This window comes from Sinorhizobium sp. 7-81 (assembly GCF_030124405.1).
GTDB lineage: Bacteria > Pseudomonadota > Alphaproteobacteria > Rhizobiales > Rhizobiaceae > Sinorhizobium > Sinorhizobium psoraleae.
In genome coordinates, this window is the sequence record NZ_JASKLT010000002.1 from 1 (window position 1) to 19,582 (window position 19,582).

At 61.0% G+C, this 19,582-nt stretch carries 19 protein-coding genes and 1 pseudogene; 5 read left to right on the forward strand and 15 right to left on the reverse strand.

What is annotated here, in order from left to right:
• The 5 genes from QN224_RS07275 to QN224_RS07295 form a co-directional block, all read right to left on the reverse strand.
• Positions 1-348, reverse strand: a 348-nt coding sequence (locus tag QN224_RS07275) for an ACT domain-containing protein (RefSeq protein WP_283976114.1), incomplete at its 3' end; no start/stop codon positions are given.
• 64 nt (positions 349-412) lie between these two features.
• Positions 413-1,213: a 3-methyl-2-oxobutanoate hydroxymethyltransferase gene (locus QN224_RS07280; protein WP_283976115.1), complete on the reverse strand. Its 801-nt coding sequence runs from the start codon at positions 1,211-1,213 to the stop codon at positions 413-415.
• 48 nt (positions 1,214-1,261) lie between these two features.
• Entirely contained in the window at positions 1,262-2,488 is a 1,227-nt protein-coding gene (locus QN224_RS07285; protein WP_283976116.1) for an FAD-dependent oxidoreductase, read from the reverse strand.
• A gap of 44 nt (positions 2,489-2,532) precedes the next feature.
• Positions 2,533-2,850, reverse strand: a complete 318-nt coding sequence (locus QN224_RS07290; RefSeq protein WP_173511543.1) for a MocE family 2Fe-2S type ferredoxin — start codon at positions 2,848-2,850, stop codon at positions 2,533-2,535.
• A gap of 50 nt (positions 2,851-2,900) precedes the next feature.
• A complete protein-coding gene (locus QN224_RS07295; RefSeq protein ID WP_283976117.1) occupies positions 2,901-3,992 on the reverse strand; it encodes a fatty acid desaturase family protein in 1,092 nt (363 codons plus the stop codon).
• Between the two features lie 158 nt (positions 3,993-4,150).
• Here QN224_RS07295 and QN224_RS07300 point away from each other — a divergent pair, with 158 nt between their 5' ends.
• Complete coding sequence (locus QN224_RS07300; protein WP_283976118.1) at positions 4,151-5,182, forward strand: LacI family DNA-binding transcriptional regulator; 1,032 nt, start codon at positions 4,151-4,153, stop codon at positions 5,180-5,182.
• A gap of 55 nt (positions 5,183-5,237) precedes the next feature.
• On the opposite strand, the gene otsA is transcribed toward QN224_RS07300, so the two are convergent.
• Both otsA and otsB read right to left on the reverse strand, forming a co-directional pair.
• The gene (otsA, locus tag QN224_RS07305; RefSeq protein ID WP_283976119.1) at positions 5,238-6,692 is read right to left on the reverse strand and encodes an alpha,alpha-trehalose-phosphate synthase (UDP-forming); all 1,455 of its coding nucleotides are present in this window, start codon (positions 6,690-6,692) and stop codon (positions 5,238-5,240) included.
• A gap of 45 nt (positions 6,693-6,737) precedes the next feature.
• Positions 6,738-7,535, reverse strand: coding sequence for a trehalose-phosphatase (gene otsB / locus QN224_RS07310; protein ID WP_173511547.1), 798 nt, complete (start codon positions 7,533-7,535; stop codon positions 6,738-6,740).
• 922 nt (positions 7,536-8,457) lie between these two features.
• Here otsB and QN224_RS07315 point away from each other — a divergent pair.
• The 3 genes and pseudogenes from QN224_RS07315 (at position 8,458) to QN224_RS07325 (ending at position 10,499) form a co-directional block, all read left to right on the forward strand.
• Positions 8,458-8,877, forward strand: a pseudogene (locus QN224_RS07315) (helix-turn-helix domain-containing protein).
• Positions 8,878-9,161: 284 nt separating this feature from the next.
• Positions 9,162-10,229, forward strand: a complete 1,068-nt coding sequence (locus QN224_RS07320) for an ROK family protein (RefSeq protein ID WP_283976120.1) — start codon at positions 9,162-9,164, stop codon at positions 10,227-10,229.
• Between the two features lie 126 nt (positions 10,230-10,355).
• A complete protein-coding gene (locus tag QN224_RS07325) occupies positions 10,356-10,499 on the forward strand; it encodes a hypothetical protein (RefSeq protein ID WP_173511549.1) in 144 nt (47 codons plus the stop codon).
• A 60-nt stretch (positions 10,500-10,559) separates the two neighbouring features.
• Here QN224_RS07325 and QN224_RS07330 read toward each other — a convergent pair whose 3' ends face one another.
• Complete coding sequence (locus QN224_RS07330; RefSeq protein ID WP_283976121.1) at positions 10,560-11,639, reverse strand: capsular biosynthesis protein; 1,080 nt, start codon at positions 11,637-11,639, stop codon at positions 10,560-10,562.
• Between the two features lie 265 nt (positions 11,640-11,904).
• Here QN224_RS07330 and QN224_RS07335 point away from each other — a divergent pair, with 265 nt between their 5' ends.
• Entirely contained in the window at positions 11,905-12,036 is a 132-nt protein-coding gene (locus tag QN224_RS07335; protein ID WP_282438641.1) for a hypothetical protein, read from the forward strand.
• A gap of 257 nt (positions 12,037-12,293) precedes the next feature.
• Here QN224_RS07335 and QN224_RS07340 read toward each other — a convergent pair whose 3' ends face one another.
• The 7 genes from QN224_RS07340 to QN224_RS07370 form a co-directional block, all read right to left on the reverse strand.
• Positions 12,294-13,193, reverse strand: coding sequence for a carbohydrate ABC transporter permease (locus QN224_RS07340; protein ID WP_173511550.1), 900 nt, complete (start codon positions 13,191-13,193; stop codon positions 12,294-12,296).
• A gap of 13 nt (positions 13,194-13,206) precedes the next feature.
• Entirely contained in the window at positions 13,207-14,139 is a 933-nt protein-coding gene (locus QN224_RS07345; protein WP_173511551.1) for a carbohydrate ABC transporter permease, read from the reverse strand.
• A 99-nt stretch (positions 14,140-14,238) separates the two neighbouring features.
• A complete protein-coding gene (locus QN224_RS07350) occupies positions 14,239-15,555 on the reverse strand; it encodes an ABC transporter substrate-binding protein (RefSeq protein WP_173511552.1) in 1,317 nt (438 codons plus the stop codon).
• Positions 15,556-15,709: 154 nt separating this feature from the next.
• Entirely contained in the window at positions 15,710-16,777 is a 1,068-nt protein-coding gene (locus QN224_RS07355; RefSeq protein WP_173511553.1) for an ABC transporter ATP-binding protein, read from the reverse strand.
• 84 nt (positions 16,778-16,861) lie between these two features.
• Entirely contained in the window at positions 16,862-17,638 is a 777-nt protein-coding gene (locus QN224_RS07360) for an SDR family oxidoreductase (RefSeq protein WP_283976122.1), read from the reverse strand.
• 1 nt (position 17,639) lies between these two features.
• Positions 17,640-18,623: a D-erythronate dehydrogenase gene (gene denD, locus QN224_RS07365; protein WP_283976123.1), complete on the reverse strand. Its 984-nt coding sequence runs from the start codon at positions 18,621-18,623 to the stop codon at positions 17,640-17,642.
• 41 nt (positions 18,624-18,664) lie between these two features.
• Positions 18,665-19,441 (reverse strand): FadR/GntR family transcriptional regulator, encoded by a 777-nt coding sequence (locus tag QN224_RS07370; RefSeq protein WP_173511556.1) that lies wholly within the window; start codon positions 19,439-19,441, stop codon positions 18,665-18,667.
• Between the last annotated feature and the right edge of the window lie 141 nt (positions 19,442-19,582).

Below are 19,582 nucleotides of genomic sequence, written 5' to 3' on the forward strand. Positions count from 1 at the left end.
GACGATGTCGATCGGCAGCGCGCCGATCTTCCAGCGGTAGAGCAGGTCGTTCAGGCAATGGCCGAAACGCGACACCATCAACAGCACCTTCATGCGCTCGCTGGCGTCGTGGATTGCCGCTTCCATGCCGAACGTCTCGGCAATCGGCGCGAAGCCCTTTTCGAGCACCTCCCGGCTCACGTCCTCTTCCGAAATGAAGCTGACACGAATGAAGAAGAGACCCGTTTCGAGATCGTCAAACTGTGAGCTGTCGATGATGTTGCAACCCTGTTCGGCGAGGTAGCGGGAGATCGCCGCGACGATGCCGCGTGTTGATTTGCAGGTTACCGTCAAAACATAATTGTGCATTGTTTTCGTCCTTGCCGTCGCGTCCTTCAGCGCAGAGCCGCTGCTTTCGATTTGCGAGAAGGTTCTACTCCTGCGCATCGATTTTCTCGAGAAAATCCTCCACTTCCGCCGGCGCGATGCCAACCAGATGCGCCTTTTCCGGATAGGCGCCGGAGCGAACGTCCTCGGCATATTCGCGGAAGGCGGCGACGCGCTCCTGCTGCAGGCGGTCGAACTCGGCGGCGAAGTCGCGATAGACCTTGGCGTGGCGCGGATAATGGCCGCGGTTCTGCCCAAGCACGTCCTCCGCGAAAAGATACTGTGCGTCGCATCCGGTGCCAGCACCCATGGAGAGCGTCAGCAGCGAAGTGCGCCTGGAGATCGCCGTCGCCACCTCGGCGGGCACGACCTCGATCTCGGCCGCAAAGGCGCCCGCCTCTTCGAGCGCCTTTACCTGCCGCCAGACCTCGAGCGCGCTTTCCGCAGTCTTGCCGACCGCGCGGAAGCCGCCGGTCCAGGTGGCCTTGGAGGGGATCAGCCCTACATGGCCGCAGACAGGAATGCCCTCCTCTCGCAGCCGCCTGACCGTGGAGAGACCGGCAGCGCAATAGACCGCGTCGCCGCCGGTACGCATCGCCTGGAAGGCGGCGCGCAGATACTCCTCCGCCGTGACGTAATCGCCATATTCGAGCCCGGGGAAGGCGAAGACGGAGGGTGCCGCCTCGCGGAATTCCGGTCCCAGGAGTGCCGGGGGAACGGAGACGAGGTCGATGCCGGCCTCCTCGGCGGCTTCGGCCTCGTCTAGCGTCACGACACGAAGCATGGTCAGTTGCCTCGTGCCTTTCATCGACAACAGATCGGCAACAGTCGGGCGGCGGTGTTTCATCGAAACCTCCAGCGGGGTGCTTAGGGAACAGGGGGAACCGGGCGACGCTCAGGCTGCCAGCAGCTTCTTGAGCTTTGTTTCGGGCGAAACAAGCGCCGCCGGGTCGGGTCGGCTGCCCGCGGCAATGAGCATTTCGGCAAGGCGGATATCGCGCGCGACTGCATTGCCGGGGCCGACGCCGCTGGCGGCGATCAGCCGGCCATCGCCATCCAGATGGAAGAGGATGAAGGCCCCCTCCTCCATGTCGCGCCGGACTGTCCTCGCCGCGCCGTCGGCAAGACCGGCAATCTGCAAAGTGAGATCGTATTGATCCGACCAGAACCACGGTACGCTGGAGACAGGCTCGACCCCGCCGATTAGGCTATTGGCGACGAGCGTCCCTTGTTCCTGGGCGTTGCGCCAGGCTTCGAGCCGCACCCGCCGCCCGCTGTAATGCGACAGAGGGAAGGAACAGCAATCGCCAGCGGCAAAGATATCGGGATCGGAGGTGCTGAGCCGCTCGTCGACTGCGATGCCGTTGTCAATCGCAAGACCCGCGGCCTCCGCCAGTTCGGTGTTGGGGACCGCGCCGATGCCGACGATGACCAGGTCGGCGGAAACGCTGCCGCCATCGGCGAAGAGAACACGCGCTCGGCCGCCCTCTTCTTCAAGTGCTGCGATCTTCGCGCCGCAGACGATCTCGACGCCTTCGCGCCGATGCCGCCCGGCCACGACCGCGGCGATCTCTTCCGGCACACCGCGACTTAGTATCCGCGGCAGGCCTTCGACGAGAATGACATCGGCACCGAGCTTGCGGGCGGTGGCGGCGAGTTCGAGTCCTATGAAACCGCCGCCGAGGATCGCAAGTTTACGGCCGGGGAGAAGCATTGGACGGATCGCCGCCGCGTCGGCGTGCGTCCTCAGCATGCGGATGCGTTCGGAGTTTTCCGGAGCGCCCGGAAACGCCCGCGGCCGGGCGCCGGTCGCAAGCAGCAGCCGGTCATAGGCAATCAAACGACCGTCAGCGAGCCTGACCTTCTTCTGCTCACGGTCGAGCGTCTCGACGGGTGCCTCGGTGAGCACCGTTATTCCGGCATCCTGATAGCGCTCCGCCGCCGCCACATATTTCGGGGGCTCGGCGCCCGCGAGCCCTTCCTTCGAAAGCGGCGGGCGTTCATAGGGAAGTTGCGGTTCGGCGCCGATCAGCGTGATTTCGCCATCGAAGCCTTTTTCTCTCAGCGCAAACGCCGCCCGCGCGCCGCATTCACCGGCACCAACGATGACGATATGTGTCATGCCTTCTCCTCCCTCCGCCGGTTCGGCGTTAAGGCAATTTGTCGTCAGGAAATCGCGATGAAGACGCTGCCGGCCTCAACCTTCACCGGATAGGTCCGGAGGTTGACACACACGGGGGCGCCCTTGGCCTGGCCAGTCTTGTAGTTGAAGCGGCCGTTGTGCTTGGGACATTCGATGATGTCGTCCATCACCAGCCCATCGGCGAGATGAATGTGCTCGTGGGTGCAGAGCCCATCGGTCGCGAAATAATCGTCATCGGGGCTGCGATAGACGGCGAAGGTTCGCCCCTCGTGATCGAAGCGAATAACGTCTTCCTCATCGATTTCGTCGGCCGCACAGACCTCGACCCAGTTCGAGCTCATGGGTTTCCTCCCTTCAATGCAAGGTTTTGATAGACTGTCGTTTTCCACGCTCACTCAGCGGCGTGGATGACCCGGTCGTTGTGGAACTCTTCGCGATAGGGCTTTGCCGTCGGCGGCAGTTCGCGCTTCAGGAAATAGTCCTCGTTCCTGAGCTGCCTGAGGAAAGCCGGGATCATTTCGCGATAGCCGTGAAGCATGGACGGGCTCGCCGCCGGCAGGTCGTGCTTGATCATCGCATGCAGCTTCGGCAGCGCGTGATAAGGCACCATCGGGAACATGTGATGCTCGACGTGATAGTTCATGTTCCAGTAGATGAAGCGGCTCACCGGGTTCATATAGACCGTGCGGCTGTTCAGCCGGTGATCGGTGACGTTGTCGGCAAGCCCGCCATGCTGCAACAGGCCGGTCAACACGTGATGCCAGGCGCCATAGAGGCGGGGCAGTCCGATCAGCGTCAGCGGCAGAAGAGAGCCGAGATAGATCGACAGGCCGATCGTCGCGACATAGATCGCCAGCCAGATGCGGGCGACCAGAATCGCCTTCGGCTGCTCCATTTCCGGAATGAAGGTCTTTTCGGCAGCGCTGATCACGCCGAAGGCATTCCGCACCATATCGATGACAGCGTGCCAGACATCGATGATGCCGAAAAAATTGAGAACGAGCCGGAGAAGATCCGGCGGGCGCATGACGGCGATTTCCGGGTCGCGGCCGACGATGACCGTATCGGTGTGGTGGCGGGTGTGGCTCCAGCGCCAGGTCACCGGATTGCGCATGATCATGAAACAGGCGATCTGATAGACGACATCATTCATCCACATCGTCTTGAACGCGGTGCCATGGCCGCATTCGTGCCAGCGGCTGTCGGAGGCCGAGCCGTAGAGGACGCCGTAGGCGAGGAAAAGCGGCACCGCGACCCAAGTGCCCCAGAAATAGATGCCGAGCCCCCCGAAAAGCACCATGCTGCCGAGCCAGAGGACGGTGTCGCGAATGGCCGGGCCATCCTCGCGTTTCATCAATTCCTTCATTTGCTTGCGCGGAATCTCGGTGTGATACCACTCAGCCGCGGAAAGCCCGCTGGCGACCGCCGCCTCGGCATCGCGCCCGAGCAGGCTGTAATCTCTTTTCGTGGCAACCGTCGTCATCTCGTCCTCCCGAAGCGCACTCCCGATTGCGCCCCAAATTCGATGAAAGGAGGGTATGTTGACTTTTGGCAATTCTCAATGCAGTCATGATATATTCTCTCAAATTCCATCATAGCGCCGGCTTCATGCTTGAGGGGATAATTTCAGGAGGAAGCGCAATGACCAGGAGACCGACGATCGCGGATCTTGCGCGGGCGGCCGGCGTGAGCGTCGCCACGGTCGATCGTGTCTTGAACGGGCGTCATCCGGTGCGAGAGGAAACGGCACGAAGGGTTTACGACGCGGCCAAGACGATCGGCTATCACGCCGTCGGCCTGCTTCGCCAGCGCGTATTCGAGGATCTCCCGCAATATCGTCTCGGCTTCCTCCTGCAAAAACCGCAGCAGTCTTTCTATCAGGCGGTTGCGAAAGAGATCGAGAACGCGGCGCTGTCACTGACCCATGTCCGCGCGCTCCCTCAGGTGGACTTCGTTCCGAATTCTACCCCGGCAGGCATCACCGAAAAGCTGAAGGCGATGGCGGCACGCAACCAGGCGATCGCACTTGTCGCGCCCGACTATCCAGCCGTCACGGCGGTGATAGAAGAGCTGAAGGAGCGCGGCATTCCGGTCTTCTCGCTGCTTTCCGATTTCGCAGCCGGCGTGCGCGAGGGTTATATCGGCTTGAACAACCACAAGGTTGGACGAACTGCAGCCTGGATGATTGCCAAGGCGGCGAAACGCCCGGGAAAGGTCGCGGCCTTTGTCGGCAGCCATCGCTTTCACGGGCATGAACTGCGCGAGATCGCGTTTCGCTCCTATTTTCGCGAGAACGCGCCCGAATTCGAGGTGCTCGACACGATGGTCAACCTGGATACCGCCGAGATCACCCACGAGGCAACGCTTGACCTTTTGCGGCGGCATCCCGATCTCATCGGTTTCTATGTCTGCGGCGGCGGGATGGAGGGCGCAATTTCGGCGATCCGAGAGGAAAAGCTCGAGCGTAAGCTGCTGGTGGTCGTCAACGAACTCACGCCGGAGTCACGCGCAGCGCTTGCCGACGAGGCAGTCATGATGGCGATCGCAACCCCGGTTCCGGCCCTCGTGCGGGAAACCGTCAATTTGATGATCGGCGCGATCGATCGGGGAGCGGCCGGCGTGCCAGGACAGACCTTCCTGGCTTTCGACATCTTCACACCGGAGAATATCTGATCCTGTCGCCGGCGGTTGGTGAGTTCAAGAATGGCGTGCGGCGGCTTGAGAAAATTTATTCGCCAGTTTTGATCCCAGTTTTTTCAGAATACGAAGCCTGCCTTCCATCTAAGGGCTCTATCCAGGCCGATTCGGTTCTGCCCGTTAGATCATCGAGAAAATCCTGGCACCAGCGCGTGACATCGTGTTCCAGCAAGTGATCCATCATCGTCTTCCAGCGCTCCTTCCGTTCTTTCGGCGGCATGCTCAGCGCGCGCGCCATGGCGTTTGCGGTACCCTCCACGTCGTATGGGTTGACGAGCAGCGCGCCGTTCAGCTCGCGAGCAGCTCCGGCGAACCGGGAAAGCAGAAGCACGCCGGGATCGTCCGGATCCTGCGCGGCTACGTATTCCTTTGCGACGAGGTTCATCCCATCTCGAAGCGGCGTCACGAGGCCAACTTTGCTAAGCCGGTAAAGCCCGGCAAGAATGTGGCGGCCTAAGGAGCGGTTGATATAGCGTATCGGAACCCAATCGACGGCGCCGAGCGCGCCGTTCACCCTGCCGGCCTGTTCGGCAACCATGCGCTGCATGGCTTCGTACTCCGGCACTTCGGAACGGGATTTCGGCGTGATTTGTAGATAGGTCACATGCCCATGCTGGGCCGGATTGGCCAGGATGAAGCGTTCGAAGGCGTCAATGCGCTGCGTGATCCCCTTGGAATAATCGAGGCGATCGACACCAATGATCAGACTGCGATGGCCAATGCTTTCACGCGTTCTTTTGACCGTCTTGTTGGTCGCTGCCTTTTTGGCGAATTCGGCAAAGGCTGCAGTCTCAATGCCGATTGCATAGGTGCCGCCTTTGAATATGCGGCCATAGGCGCTGAAGCGCCCTTCGCCAAGTTCGTCGCCGATGCCTTCCCGCCTGAGACAGCCGGCGAAGTTCTCAAGGTCATGATCTGTCTGAAAGCCGACGACGTCGTAGTGAGACAGGCCACGCATGATCTCCTCGTGAACGGGCATCGTGAAGAGCACATCAGCGGGCGGCCAGGGAATGTGGAGAAAGAAACCGATCCGGTTCTTCAATCCCATTTGGCGCAGCTCTGCCGCGAGAGGGATTAAGTGGTAGTCGTGCACCCAGATGACGTCATCAGGTTTGACAAGCGGGGCAAGCCTGCGGGCGAAGAAGCGGTTGACGCGAAAATACCCGGCCATTTCCTTGCGACCGTATTCGGCGAGATCAAGCCGGTAGTGGCAGATCGGCCAAAGAACCCGATTGGCAAAGCCGTGGTAATATTCCTCGACATCGGTGTCGGTCAGATCCGTCAATGCATAGGTGATGTTACCCTGCTGCAATTGTGCAAGCGCCTGCGGCTCGCGCTCTCCGCTCGATTTCCCCGACCAGCCCATCCATATGCCGCCATGCTCTTCGAGGGCGACTTTCAGCGCGACCGCCAGCCCACCGGCGGGCGCAATACCACCCTTTTCCGGAACAGGTACACGGTTGGAAACGATGATGAGACGGCCCATGCCGAACTCCCTTCATTCAAGAAGATGTGTCAGGTGCTCAAAAATTCAGGAGACCAGTGCGGCGATGATGCCGCGCAGGGCCTCGGCAGAGGGAACGGAGCCGAGCGCTTCGCTCGAAGGCAAGGGCGGTCCGATGCGGATCGAGTAGCCGCCGAGTTGGTTGACCGTGCGGAACATCGCTTCGTCGGTCACATCATCTCCAATGGCGATGGCGCGCCTCCCGGCAAAGGGTGGCTGCGCAAGAAACGCCGCGATTGCGTCGCCCTTGTCGGCTCGTGCCGGACGGATTTCGATCACCATCTTGCCATGCTGGATCGCCCAGTTTGGCCCTGCTCGGATCAACGCCCGCTCGATCAGCAATTCAAGTTGGAGTTGTCTGTCCGGTGCAAGCCGGTAGTGCGCGGCGACCGCCGCTCCCTTGTCCTCGATCAAAACCCCGGGCCAGTTGGCCGTATCGGCGACAAGATCGGCCTTCAGCCGCTCAAATTCCGTCGTGTCGGCGGCTTTGTGTACAAGGCCGTCCGGATCGCGGCGCTCGGCACCATGCAGCCCCGCGATGGGGAAATGGGCCGGCGAAAAGAGCCCGTCGGCATAGTCGAGGGCGCGACCAGTCACTAGTGCCAGAGCACCTCCGAGTTTTCTCGACAAAGCATTGAGGTTCGCAGGCAGCGAAGGCGGAACGACTACCGCGTCCGGCGTTTCGGCAAGGTCAAGCAACGTCCCATCGATATCGAGGAACAGAGCCCAGCCCCGCAGATCTGTTGTGAGAGCGGCGCGAATGAAGTCCTCTCCTGAAACCGCGTCCGGTTTCGAGGCCCCGAGAAACTGTTTCTGATGTGACATAGCCCCTATTTACATCAGAGCCGGCGATCGACCAACCCTAAGCTTCCATTTAGCAGATATTTGCTGTCCAAAGGCCGGTGCTCCAACGGGGCCAGGCGCTGGGGGATCGAGGGGCGGCATCCCGCAATGTGTGGCCATCTGAAGACCTGTTACCGAGTTTACAGCGCGCCGTTTTGCCGCCTCATGCTGATGTCGGTCTCCATCTGAAGCAGCAGGTTTTGCGCAACGCGGGTATCGCCCATTCGGAATTGAGGGCGATTGCAGCAACCGCAATTGCACCGGAAGCGAAGGCCGGATCGATTGTTGGTAGTTCCGAAGGCTCTCGCACCTTCATCAGGAAGGCCACCTCCTTCGTAATTTGCGTCATCGAATCGTATCGCGTTGTGCGGACGACGAATGACCGCTCGTTTTTAGGCTTCCAGGCGATTTCGTTGTTGTTGGACCGCATGTAACGCTCGAACTCATCAAGCGCAAATGAAGGCTGAGCGATGTCATGCCCTCGGTCATCACCTTGCTTCGCAACGCGGAGGAGGGTTGGCCTTCGGGGTAGGCAATTGCACCGCGCCTCTCGGCGATCTGTGTCGGAAGATCGGGTCGCAATGCGAGTTCCGGCGGTGAGTACAAAGGCAAACTTCCAAGGCTGAAAATATACGAGCAGCAAAGTTGGCGTGCAAAGACAAGACATAAGTTGAGCACTGTAGCAGTATACAACTGACTTTGAGGAGCTTCGCGAGGAAGTTTATCGGAGCGGCAGGAGCTCTGTTGTTCGACGCCGTTCCGCACGGGCGGTTCCTGAGGCTCCTGGTTTCAGGGATGCTCGTGCGCCGACGGAGGGCGTTACGCATTGCGCTCGATCGGTTGGTTCTGGATCCCGACTCGCCGGCGACGCTTGGTTCGAAATCAGCAAACACAGGAGTAACGCGTGTTCACTCGTACCCCTGAAAGAAAGAAACCTGATCCAATCGACATTCACATAGGCCGCCGGATCCGCATGCGCCGACTCTGGATCGAGATGACCCAGGAAGCCCTTGCCAAGGCGCTCGGGATTACGTTCCAGCAGGTGCAGAAGTACGAGAACGGGATCAATAGGGTCGGAGCAAGCCGGCTTCAAGCGATCGCAGAAGTGCTCGATGTGGCACCCTCGTACTTCTTCGAGGACACGTCCGATCGTCATGGCGGCGAGACCACCAAGCGGAATCTGCAATGAGCTTACCGAGTTTCTGCCTGGCAAGGGGGTCTAGCCTTGAACCGGGCTTTCGACCGAATTCGCGACCGAAAGTCAGAAAGGCGGTGCTGTACCCGATTGAAGAGCTCGATGCATGGGACAAAACGAATATGGTAACGTGCCGTGCGTCAAATCGACTCACCATGAGCAGAAGTGATAGAGCGTGACGCTCACGCACGAGCATTTTTGACCGCTGCCAATTACCGGTCCCCGCGCCTACTACGCATCAACTTAATTCGATCATTTCAATCGCTTAGGCTCTGCTATCGGCGTTATCCATCCCCAATCGACTTCTTTCTCGATTTGCAGCCTCGACGTCGGAACATCGCCCGGCCCCTCACGTTATAGGACTCACTCCGGTCTCGGATCCAGTTCAGGTGAATCGTCATACGGGAGGTTGCGTGAGCAGATCCGCGAACGAGAAGCCAGATGGCGCCCTCCTCACTCATGGTGCCGACGATTTACCGTCGGTCACGGTCGACGGCTACAATATCGGACTGCGTAGCTCTGACGGGTTCCTGGGCGACAAGGCCAACAAATACGCCTTTCAGGAGAAGCTCGACGCATGGCGCAGGCGCGTGCGCAAGGGGGGCGACGATCCACTCGGGAAGACGCCAACCGGCGATCTGTCGAAAAAGCAGATCGACGCACTTCTGAAGGGTGACGACAAGGAGGCGGCCGCCCTGATTATGGGAGCGGCTGACGATTTCGCGGGCGAGCTCGCCAGCATTCTCGCCAAATTCCTGCAACAAAAGAGCTGGAACAATACGGAGCGTGTCGTGATCGGTGGTGGCTTTGGAGGGAGCGCCGTAGGTGAACTCGCAATCGCCCGTGCAATGGTGCTGCTAAAGGCCAAGGGCACCAAGGTAGAACTTACTCCCATCGCCCACCATCCGGATGACGCAGGGCTTATCGGCGCCGCCCACCTGATGCCGACTTGGATGCTGAAGGGGCACAAGGCTATGCTCGCCGTTGATATTGGCGGCACAAATCTTCGCGTGGGCATAGTCGAGCTGCGCTTGAAAGAAGAGGCGGACCTCTCAAAGGCCAAGGTCTGGAAGTCAGACAAATGGCGACACGCGGACGACAAGCCCAATCGGACCACCGCGATCGAACGTCTCATCAGCATGATTGAAGAGCTCATCGCAAAGGCGGATAAGGCCGACCTTTTACCCGCACCCGTGATTGGAGTGGCCTGCCCCGGCGTCATCGCCGCCGATGGATCGATCGTGCGCGGCGGTCAGAACCTGCCAGGCGGCAACTGGGAAAGCGAGCACTTCAATCTGCCTGCCGCGATCAAGGAGGCCATTCCACAAATCGGCGAGGACGAAACCTTTGTGATCATGCACAACGACGCCGTCGTTCAGGGGCTTTCGCAGATCCCATTCATGCAGGACGTCTCAGGCTGGGGAGTTCTGACGATCGGCACCGGCCTGGGCAACGCGCACTTCAACAACAAGCGCGAATGATCGCTTGACGCCACGAGCGGTAGCGACTCTACGGACCGGTCATGTCGCCAAGCTCCCCCACGCGAGATCGCCTCGGTTCGAGGAACATGCGATAGAGTACACCAATCATCGAAAGGACGGCACTGGATGAACCGGAACGGGCTCTATCTCATCATCGCAGCTCTTGCTGTAGTCGCAGTCGGGCTCGGCATCTATGTTTACCGCGAGGAAAGCCAGCCGGGCGTCGAGATCAAGATTGGCCAGGACGGTATTTCGGTAAAGGAAAATTGACGAAGCTTCGAGCTGCGGGCGGATCGGCCAGCTTGTTGGCCGGCGGGAGTGGTCACTGTTTCAATCAAACAATGAAACGATATAGCCGCGCCGCGCCGTCTCGAGCTCCGCGACCAGGAAATCGATCGCCGCGAACACATCCATAGGCTGCCAGTTTTCCGGATTGCGATAAGTCGGATAGAGCCCGAGCGTTGCAGCCGTGAGTTGATCGATGGAGGGTCTCGCACCAGCGCGCCGCGCCAAGGCGGTCACGGCGCTGCCGCTTGCCCGATCGTCCGTCAGCCCCCATCCCGCGTAGAATGGCATGGCGTAGCAGCACACGGGCATCCTTCGCAACAAGGCATCGAAGCCGACCTGGCTCGACACGGTCCATACCTCGTCGACGACGTCGAGAATTGAAGCGACGGACACGCGGTCGGCCAGGAGAATGACGCCAGGTGTCCTCGCGGCACGCTCGGTCATATAGCCTTTTCGGTAGCCGGCCATGACGTCCGGGTGGGTACGCACGACACATTGCGCGCCGCTTGCCAAGGCATCGTCGAGCATCGTGTTGAAGGAGTGACGGCCGCCAAGCGCACACTCCACTGAGACATCGCCAAAAACCTGGTCGACAAGCAGGATACGCCTCCGGGTGCTCTGTTCGATCGAGGGCGGCTCGTGCGGCAGGTTGTTGTATTTCGACAGCTTGTGCTCGACCATCCGCGCGCGGATGCGCTCCCCCAGAAGATCCCAGTTCCCCCTAGCCGCCTCGGCGATCAGCAACTCCAGGCGCGACGCCTTCCCGCCGTCGACAGGAAGCGCCCGGTCGTCCACTATGATCGAGACGGGTGCGGCTCCGTCCTTGCCAAGGCCGACCGAGCGCAGGAAGCCATCTTCGAGGTGCCAATGCGGCAATCGCCGCAAGCGGGCAACAGCCATTGCGGTCTTTGCCGGAATGCGCCCACCCCACGAGACAATTCCGTCGATATCTGGGGCGAGTGTCGAGGCAAGCGGAGCCCCGCCAAAATAGTGGCCGAGCCATGGAAAGGCGCGGCGGACAAAGAACGTCGCGCCGAGCCTCGCCCCGTCCGGCGGATGCCACGTCTTGTCCACCACGTCGGGCAAGCTGTCCGCCGCCTTTAGCACAAGTACCTCATCCAAGCACCTTATCTCAGGGCGCGCTCCGGCGCCGATCGCTTCTTCACTGTGCATTCAAGAACCAGTTTAGATCCGAAAACGCAATGGCTGAGCGGCCGAGGATTGCGCAGCCTCCGGCAATTTAGTGGAAGCATTGCCGCGCGTTGGCCACGTGTGGCACGCCGGCGGGCTCGCCCGAAGGGCATGTCACGACTTTGGGACTCGACCGTCCGGCACCTTTGATGCTTTGATATGCGCAGAACTTGGATGCAGTCAGAGGCTTAAAAAGATGGCTTACGATTGGCATGGCAGACGTTCGCGCCGCATTCAGATGATCAAGTTCCTCGGCGCCCTCTCGGTGCCGGTTATTTTGCTCGGCTCGGCAATCGCCGCAGTCGAATGGATGGGTGGCACCCTCTGACTACTGAGAACCGTCGCGTGCGGGGGGATCGCCCATCGGGAGCTGCAGCCACAAGTAGCATATCCATTTGGGTGCCATCGCTCGCACGTCGGAGGTAAGCCGTTTTGGCGAATGGCAGCCTTCCCGGCCCGGTGGTAAATCTTAGCCAGCCGTTTGGAAACGCTGACGGTCAGAGGCCTGCCCCGTCGATCGATGATCGCTGCAGGCCTCGCCCAGCCAGCGCTATTTCGTCATTGGCCGGCCATGAGCATGCCGCGCTACTCCTTCACCGCACCCGTCATCGACGAAACATAGTAGTCGACGAAGAACGAGTAGAGAATGACGACCGGCAGCGAGCCGAACAGCGCACCCGCCATCAACGCCCCCCATTCGAACACGTCGCCGCGCACGAGTTCGGTCAAAACGCCCACCGGAACGGTCTTGTTCTCCGAAGACTGGATGAATGTCAGCGCATAGATGAATTCGTTCCAGGAGAGCGTGAAGGCGAAGATGCCTGCCGATATCAGACCGGGCACGGCGAGCGGCAGGATGATCTTGACGAGGATCTGCCAGCGCGTCGCACCGTCCACCAGTGCACTCTCCTCCAATTCGAACGGAATAGAACGGAAGTAGCCCATCAAGAGCCAGGTGCAGAAGGGGATGAGGAAGGTCGGATAGGTGAAGATCAGCGCCAGCCTCGAATCGTAGATTCCGAACTTGAAGACGATGAAGGCGAGCGGGATGAACAGGATCGACGGCGGCACCAGATAGGCAAGAAAGATCATCAGCCCAACCGGCCGCGAGCCGGTGAAGCGCACCCGCTCGATCGCGTAAGCCGCGAACACCGAGGCCGCAAGCGAGAGTATTGTGGAGCCGACTGCAACGAGCATCGTGTTCCACAGCCAGCCCGGATAAGACGTCTCGAAGAACAGATACTTGATGTGTTCGAGCGTCGGTCCGACGACCCAGAATGGGCTGTAGTTATTATAATCGGTCAGTTGCGAATTCGGCTTCACCGCCGTGATCGCCATCCAGTAGAACGGAAACAGGAGGACGAAGACGAAGACCGCCATCGGCAGGTAGAGAACCACGATCCGGCGCGGCAGCCGGTTGAGGTAGCTCATGCCCTCCGCATGATCGGTAAGGACGTCGTCCGGGATTTTCGCGGTGGTGTTCACGGCATGCCTCCTATCAATCCTGGCCGCCCTGCTGCCATTTGCGGCGCTGCAGTCCGAAGAAGCTGAACATGATCGCGGCAAGCAGGAAGGGAATCATGGCAACAGCGATCGCCGCCCCCTCGCCGAGCTGACCGCCCGGAATGCCGCGCTGGAAGGAAAGCGTCGCCATCAGATGGGTCGCGTTCACCGGCCCGCCCTTGGTCAGCACGTAGATGAGCTGGAAATCGGTGAAGGTGAAGAGAACCGAGAAGGTCATGACGACGGCGATGATCGGCGTCAGCATCGGCAAGGTCACATAGCGGAAGCGCTGCCAGTTGGTCGCGCCGTCGAGCGAGGCTGCCTCCTGCAGCGAAGCCGGTATCGTCTGCAGCCCGGCAAGCAGCGAGATGGCGACGAACGGAATGCCGCGCCAGACGTTGGCGGCGATGACTGAAATCCGGGCATTGGTCGGATCGCCGAGGAAGTTGATCGGCCCGTCGATGAGGCCTAGCTGCATCAGCGACCAGGAGATGATCGAGAACTGCGAATCGTAGATCCACCAGAAGGCAAGCGCGGAAAGCACTGTCGGTACAACCCAAGGAAGCAGCACGATCGCCCGGAAAAATGACTTGAACGGCAGGTTTTCGTTAAGCAGGAGAGCAAGCCACAGGCCAAGCCCGAACTTCAGGATCGAGGCGACCGAGGTGTAGAGCAGCGTGTTGAAGACCGAGAGCCAGAAGACCGAGTCCTCGGCAAGGAAGACATAGTTCTCAAGCCCGATGAAGATGCCGTCGCGGCCGATGCGCGTGTCTGTGAAACCGAGCCAGACGCCGAGCCCGAGCGGATAGGTGAGAAAGCAGACGAGGAACACAGCTGCCGGCAGCATGAACAGGAAGCCGAGCACGTTGTTGTTCTGCATGAGCGAAGCCATGACGGATGGCTGCTTTCCGGATGGTGCTGTGGGCATCGAACTTCTCCCGCGGAAGATCTCGCAGTTTAGCGCCGGCAATGTTTCGTCGGCGCCTTTCCGGTGTTGGGCGGCCCGATCAAGAGCCGCCCAAGATGGCTAGACGCGATAGTAACGGTTTGCCCGCCGTTCGGCCTCGACAACGGCGTCTTCCGGCGTCATCTGCCCGGTGACTGCCGTCGCGAACATGTCGACCAGCACGTAATCCGCCATGACGCCGGCCGAGGCATAGCCGAGTGGTCCGGCGTAACCGTTCGGACGCAACGTTTCCGAAGCGCGCGCATAGGGCGCGTGGATCGGATCTGACGTCCAGACCGGGTTGTTGGCGAAGGCCTTCAGCGGCTGGCAGCAATAGGCGCTGGAGCCTTGGATCCAGGCATTCATCTGGTCGGCTTCCATCATGAACTTGATGTAGGCCTTTGCCGCCTCCGGATATTTGGTGTGGCTGAAGAGCAGCAGCGAACTCGTCTGGTGCAGTTCGACGCTCTGGCCAACCGGGCCGACGGGGAAGTTGGTGGTGCGGATGTCGGCGGCCAGTTCCGCGAGCGCCTGGTCCTTCTTTGCCGCATAATAGAGCGAGACGCCGTTGGCTGTGAGCGACACTTGTCCGGCGAGGAAGGCGCGGTTGTTGTTGATGTCGAGCCAGCTTTCGGTGCCCGGAATGAAAGTCTCGTAGAGCGCCTTGGCATAGTTGATCGCTGCGAGCGTCTCCGGGCTGTTGATCGTGACCTTGCCGCTCTCGTCGACCATCTTGCCGCCATGGCTCCAGAGCAGCCAGTGGGCGTAGTTGTTGCCGTCGCCCACAGCCTTGCCATGCGGGAAGCCGGCCGGCGTTCCCTTGGCTTTCATGGCCTTGCAGAGTTCGAGGAAGCCCGCCGTGTCCTTCGGGAATTCGCTGAAGCCTGCCGCCTTCATGTGGCTGTCGCGATAGCAGATGGCGTTGCCGATCGCCGTCAGCGGCATGGCGATGAACTGGTCGCCGCGGCTTGCATAGCCCTTCACGCCGTCGTACCACCCGCCATATTTGCCGCCGAGATAGTTCGCCAGTTCCGTCAGGTCGACGAGCTTGTCCGGGTATTGGTGCGCATCGTCGAACCAGCACATCACCATGTCGGGACCCGAGCCGACATTCGCGGCGACCGCGGCCTTCGGACGGATATCTTCCCAGCTTTCCTTGTCGATGCGCACCTGAACACCGGTCGCTTCGGTGAACTTCGCGGTGTTGGCGAGCCAGGCGTCCTCGTCGCCCTTGACGAAAGGTGTCCAGCGCAGAAGCCGCAGGCTCGCGCCTTCCTCCGGCTTGTAGCTCGGCTCAGCGGCTTGCGCGAAGGACGGCCGGATGCCGAGTGGCGAAAGGCCGGCGACACCGGCGAGAGCAGCGGAGGCTGCGAGAAAGTCACGTCTCTTTATTGGCATGATACTCCTCCTTGAAAAGCGGGAGCACGTCCTTCCCGGCATTCACCGTCCCGCTTGGCGAATGCGGCGGCAATGATGCCCAGCCCCTGCCGGACATCTCCGCGCGATCAAGACCGGAGGCTCCTCTTCCCCCGGGTTGCCTCTCCGCGCAGCATCAATCGAACAAGCGTCGTCCGCTCTCGGCGTCGAACAGGTGAACATGCGCGGCATCGATCGAAAGACGGATCGTCTCGCCGGGCCTGGCGGTCACCCTTTCACGGAAGACGCAGGTGACATCGTTGCCGCCGAGCCGGACGATCATCTGCGTCTCGTAGCCGGTCGGTTCGATCACCACGATCTCGGCGGGCAGGCCGTTCGGGTCCAAGGCCATGTATTCGGGCCTGAGACCATAGACGAGCTCGCGTCCGCTTGCGGCGGCGGCCGGACGCGCCACCGGTAGCGCCGTGCCGTCCTGCGTGAGGAATGCGTTGGCATTGGCCGGATCGAGCCTGCCCTTGAGCATGTTCATCGCCGGCGAGCCGATGAAACCAGCGACAAAGAGATTGGCCGGGTTGTCATAGAGATCGAGCGGTGCGCCGATCTGCTCGACGATGCCGTCATGCATGACGACGATCTTGTCGGCCATCGTCATCGCCTCGATCTGATCGTGAGTGACGTAGACGGTGGTGGTTTTCAGGCGCTGATGCAGTTCCTTGATCTCTGCGCGCATGGCCACGCGCAGTTTCGCATCGAGGTTCGAAAGCGGTTCGTCGAAGAGAAAAACTTGCGGGTCGCGCACGATCGCCCGGCCCATGGCGACGCGCTGGCGCTGGCCGCCGGAAAGCTGGCGCGGGTAGCGATCGAGCAGCTTCGACAGGCCGAGGATCTCCGCCGCCGCGCCGACGCGCTTGTCGATATCCGCCTTGGACGAACCGGCGAGCATCAGCGAGAAGGCCATGTTGTCCGCGACCGTCATATGCGGATAGAGCGCATAGTTCTGGAACACCATGGCAATGTCGCGGTCCTTGGGCGGCAGCGAATTCACGACCCGGTCGCCGATGCGGATTTCGCCCGCGGAGATGTTTTCAAGTCCCGCCAGCATCCGCAGCAGCGTGGATTTTCCGCAGCCGGAAGGACCGACGAGAATGACGAATTCGCCGTCCTCGATTTCGATGTTCACGCCTTTGATGACGGGAAAGGCACCGAACGATTTTCTGACATCGACGAAGTCTACGGCTGCCATATGCGTTCCTCCAAGGATCTGCCCATGCTGGTCGCGCGGTCCGGTCGTTCCCCTCCCCGTGCTCACGCGACCTCTTGAATTCTCCTATCCCCTGCCGACCAACGGCATTTTCGTCGCCATGACGGTCATGGTCAGCACGTTGGCCGTCAGCGGCAGGCACGCCATGTAGATGACGGCCTCGGCGACATGCGCGACGGGAATGGTCGGCTCGGCCGCGATCTCGCCATTGGCCTGCATCACGCCCGTGCTCATCTTTTGCGTCATGTCGGTCGCCGCATTGCCGATATCGATCTGGCCGCATGCGATGTCATGAACTCGTCCATCGAGCGCCGTGGATTTCGTCAGACCCGTGATCGCGTGTTTGGTCGCGGTATAGGGGGCGGAATTCGGCCTCGGGGTGCTCGCGGAAATCGAGCCGTTGTTGATGATCCTTCCGCCGCGCGGCTCCTGCGCCTTCATCAGCCGGAATGCCTGCTGCGTGCAGAGGAAGGCTCCCGTCAGGTTCGCCGCGACGATGGCGCTCCATTGTTCGAAGGTCACCTCTTCCAGCGGAACCGGCGGCACATTCGTGCCGGCATTGTTGACGAGCAGATCAACCCGGCCGAACTCTGCCCGCACCGCATCGAAGAGGTCCTTGACCTCGCCCGGGTCGCCGACATCGCAGGCAACCGCCCGAACAACGCCACCGCTCTCCGCCGCAATCTCTCTCGCGGCTGCGGCCAGCACGTCCGACCGGCGGCCGGTGATGACGACCACGTAGCCTTCATTGCTCAGCGCTTGCGCAATACCGCGCCCAACGCCTGTGCCGCCGCCCGTCACCAGCGCGATCTTGCCTTCGCCAGTTCTCATGCCTCGAGCCATGTCAGATCTTTCCTCCGAGTTCGTCCTCGATGTGGATCCGGATGATCTCGTCGAAATTGCTTTCTGCCGTAAAACCGAGCTCGCGCGCGCGCCGGGCGTCGAAATCAGTGGCCCAGCCGGCGACGATCGAGGAGATGACGGGATCCGGTTCGCGGCGGATAAGGCGCACGGCCTTCTCGCCGGCAACTCGCCCGAGGGCCGCGATTTCCTCGCCGACCAGCGCCGACAGGCCCGGCATGGTCAGGTTGCGCCGTGGCCCGATCTTCGCAGTGTCCATGCGCGCTGCATGGACGAAGAAACCGACCGCCGAGCGCGGGCTTGCGAACCAGTGGCGGACATTCTCGTCCACCGGCAACACCGCCTCCTGCCCGACGAGCGGCTCGCGCAGAATGTTCGAGAAGAAGCCTGACGCCGCCTTATTGGGCTTGCCCGGCCGGATGCAGATGGTCGGCAGGCGGATACCGATGCCGTCGAAGATGCCGCGCCGCGTATAGTCGGCGAGCAGCAATTCGCAGATGGCTTTCTGCGTGCCGTAGCTCGTCAGCGGCGTCGTGAAGAATTCGTCGCCGATCTTTTCCGGGAAAGGCTGGCCGAAGACGGCAATCGACGAGGCGAAGAGCAGGCGTGGGAAATAGGCTTCGTTGCGGCTTTCATGGCGAATAGCCTCGAAGAGCGCTCGCGTGCCGTCGAGATTGACGCGGTAGCCTTTGTCGAAATCCGCCTCCGCCTCGCCGGAGACGATCGCCGCCAGATGGAAGATCACGTCGGGTCGCGATGCAATAAGCCGCGCCGCTATCCCTTCCGATGACAGGTCAAGCGCGAGCGTCTTCGAAATCGAGGCAAGCCCAGGCGGAACCGACGGCTCGATGACGTCCGCGAGCGTCAGCTTGGCGATTTCGTAGCCGAGAGCGTCCGGCTCAGCGGCGAGTTTCTCGACCAGTTTGCGGCCAATCATTCCGGCCGCACCTATGACCATGACATGCATTCGCGGCGAACCTCCCGTTCGATCCCCGAAACCTTCCGGGTTCAACGTGTCTTTGCACCCTTGCCCATGCTTCTTTCCGCTCGTCCGACCTCTGCGAGCAGTTCCTTCGTCGTCTCGTAGATTCGCATGAGATGGTGGCGAAACGCCGCGACGACCGCTTCGCGGTCGCGCCGTGCAAGCGCTTCCACGATGTCACTGTGATCCTTGTAGCTCGCCCCTATCGCACCGGGTCGCGACATCGCGCTTCGCCGGTAATTCATCATGTAGGTGTAGAGGTCGGTGACGAAATCGGAGAGCAGCGGATTGCCGCACGCCCGATAGATCGCGACGTGAAATTCGCGGTCGCAGATCAGGAAGCGCATGGCGTCGTCTCCGCCGAGGCGCTGCGCTTCGAGGAGGGTCTCCAGCTTGCGCAACGTGTCCTCGTCGATGTTTTCGGCAGCGTCGCCAACGACCTTCAACTCGATGTGGAGCCTTGCGGCATGGACTGCCTCGAGATCATAGCTGTCGATGGCGTTCGGCGAGGCGATCGTCACGGTCACGTCGCTGAGATCGACATTGGCGACCCGACTGCGGCTGCCTTGCGAGACCTCGATGATTCCGCGCGCCGCAAGCGTCTGGATCGCGCCGCGCACCGTCTCACGGCTGACATGGAGCACGTTGGCGAGTTCCCGCTCGCCGGGAAGTTCGTCGCCCGGACGCAGCATGTTGGTCGCGACGAGAACCATCAGCTTGTCGGCAATCACGTCACGCGCGGTGCGGCGTTCGAGGCTCCGCCCGACTTTCGGCATTTGCGTGAGTATGGGACTGCCGTTCACTGCGACACGCCTCCGACTGATCTACTGGTTGGTCCACCGGATCAGTAATACAAATAGACATCTCAAATGAGGACGCGGTCAAGGTCAGTTCGTCGCGGCACCGCACCAAAAATGCGTGTGCTTCTTGTGCGGCGCATAACA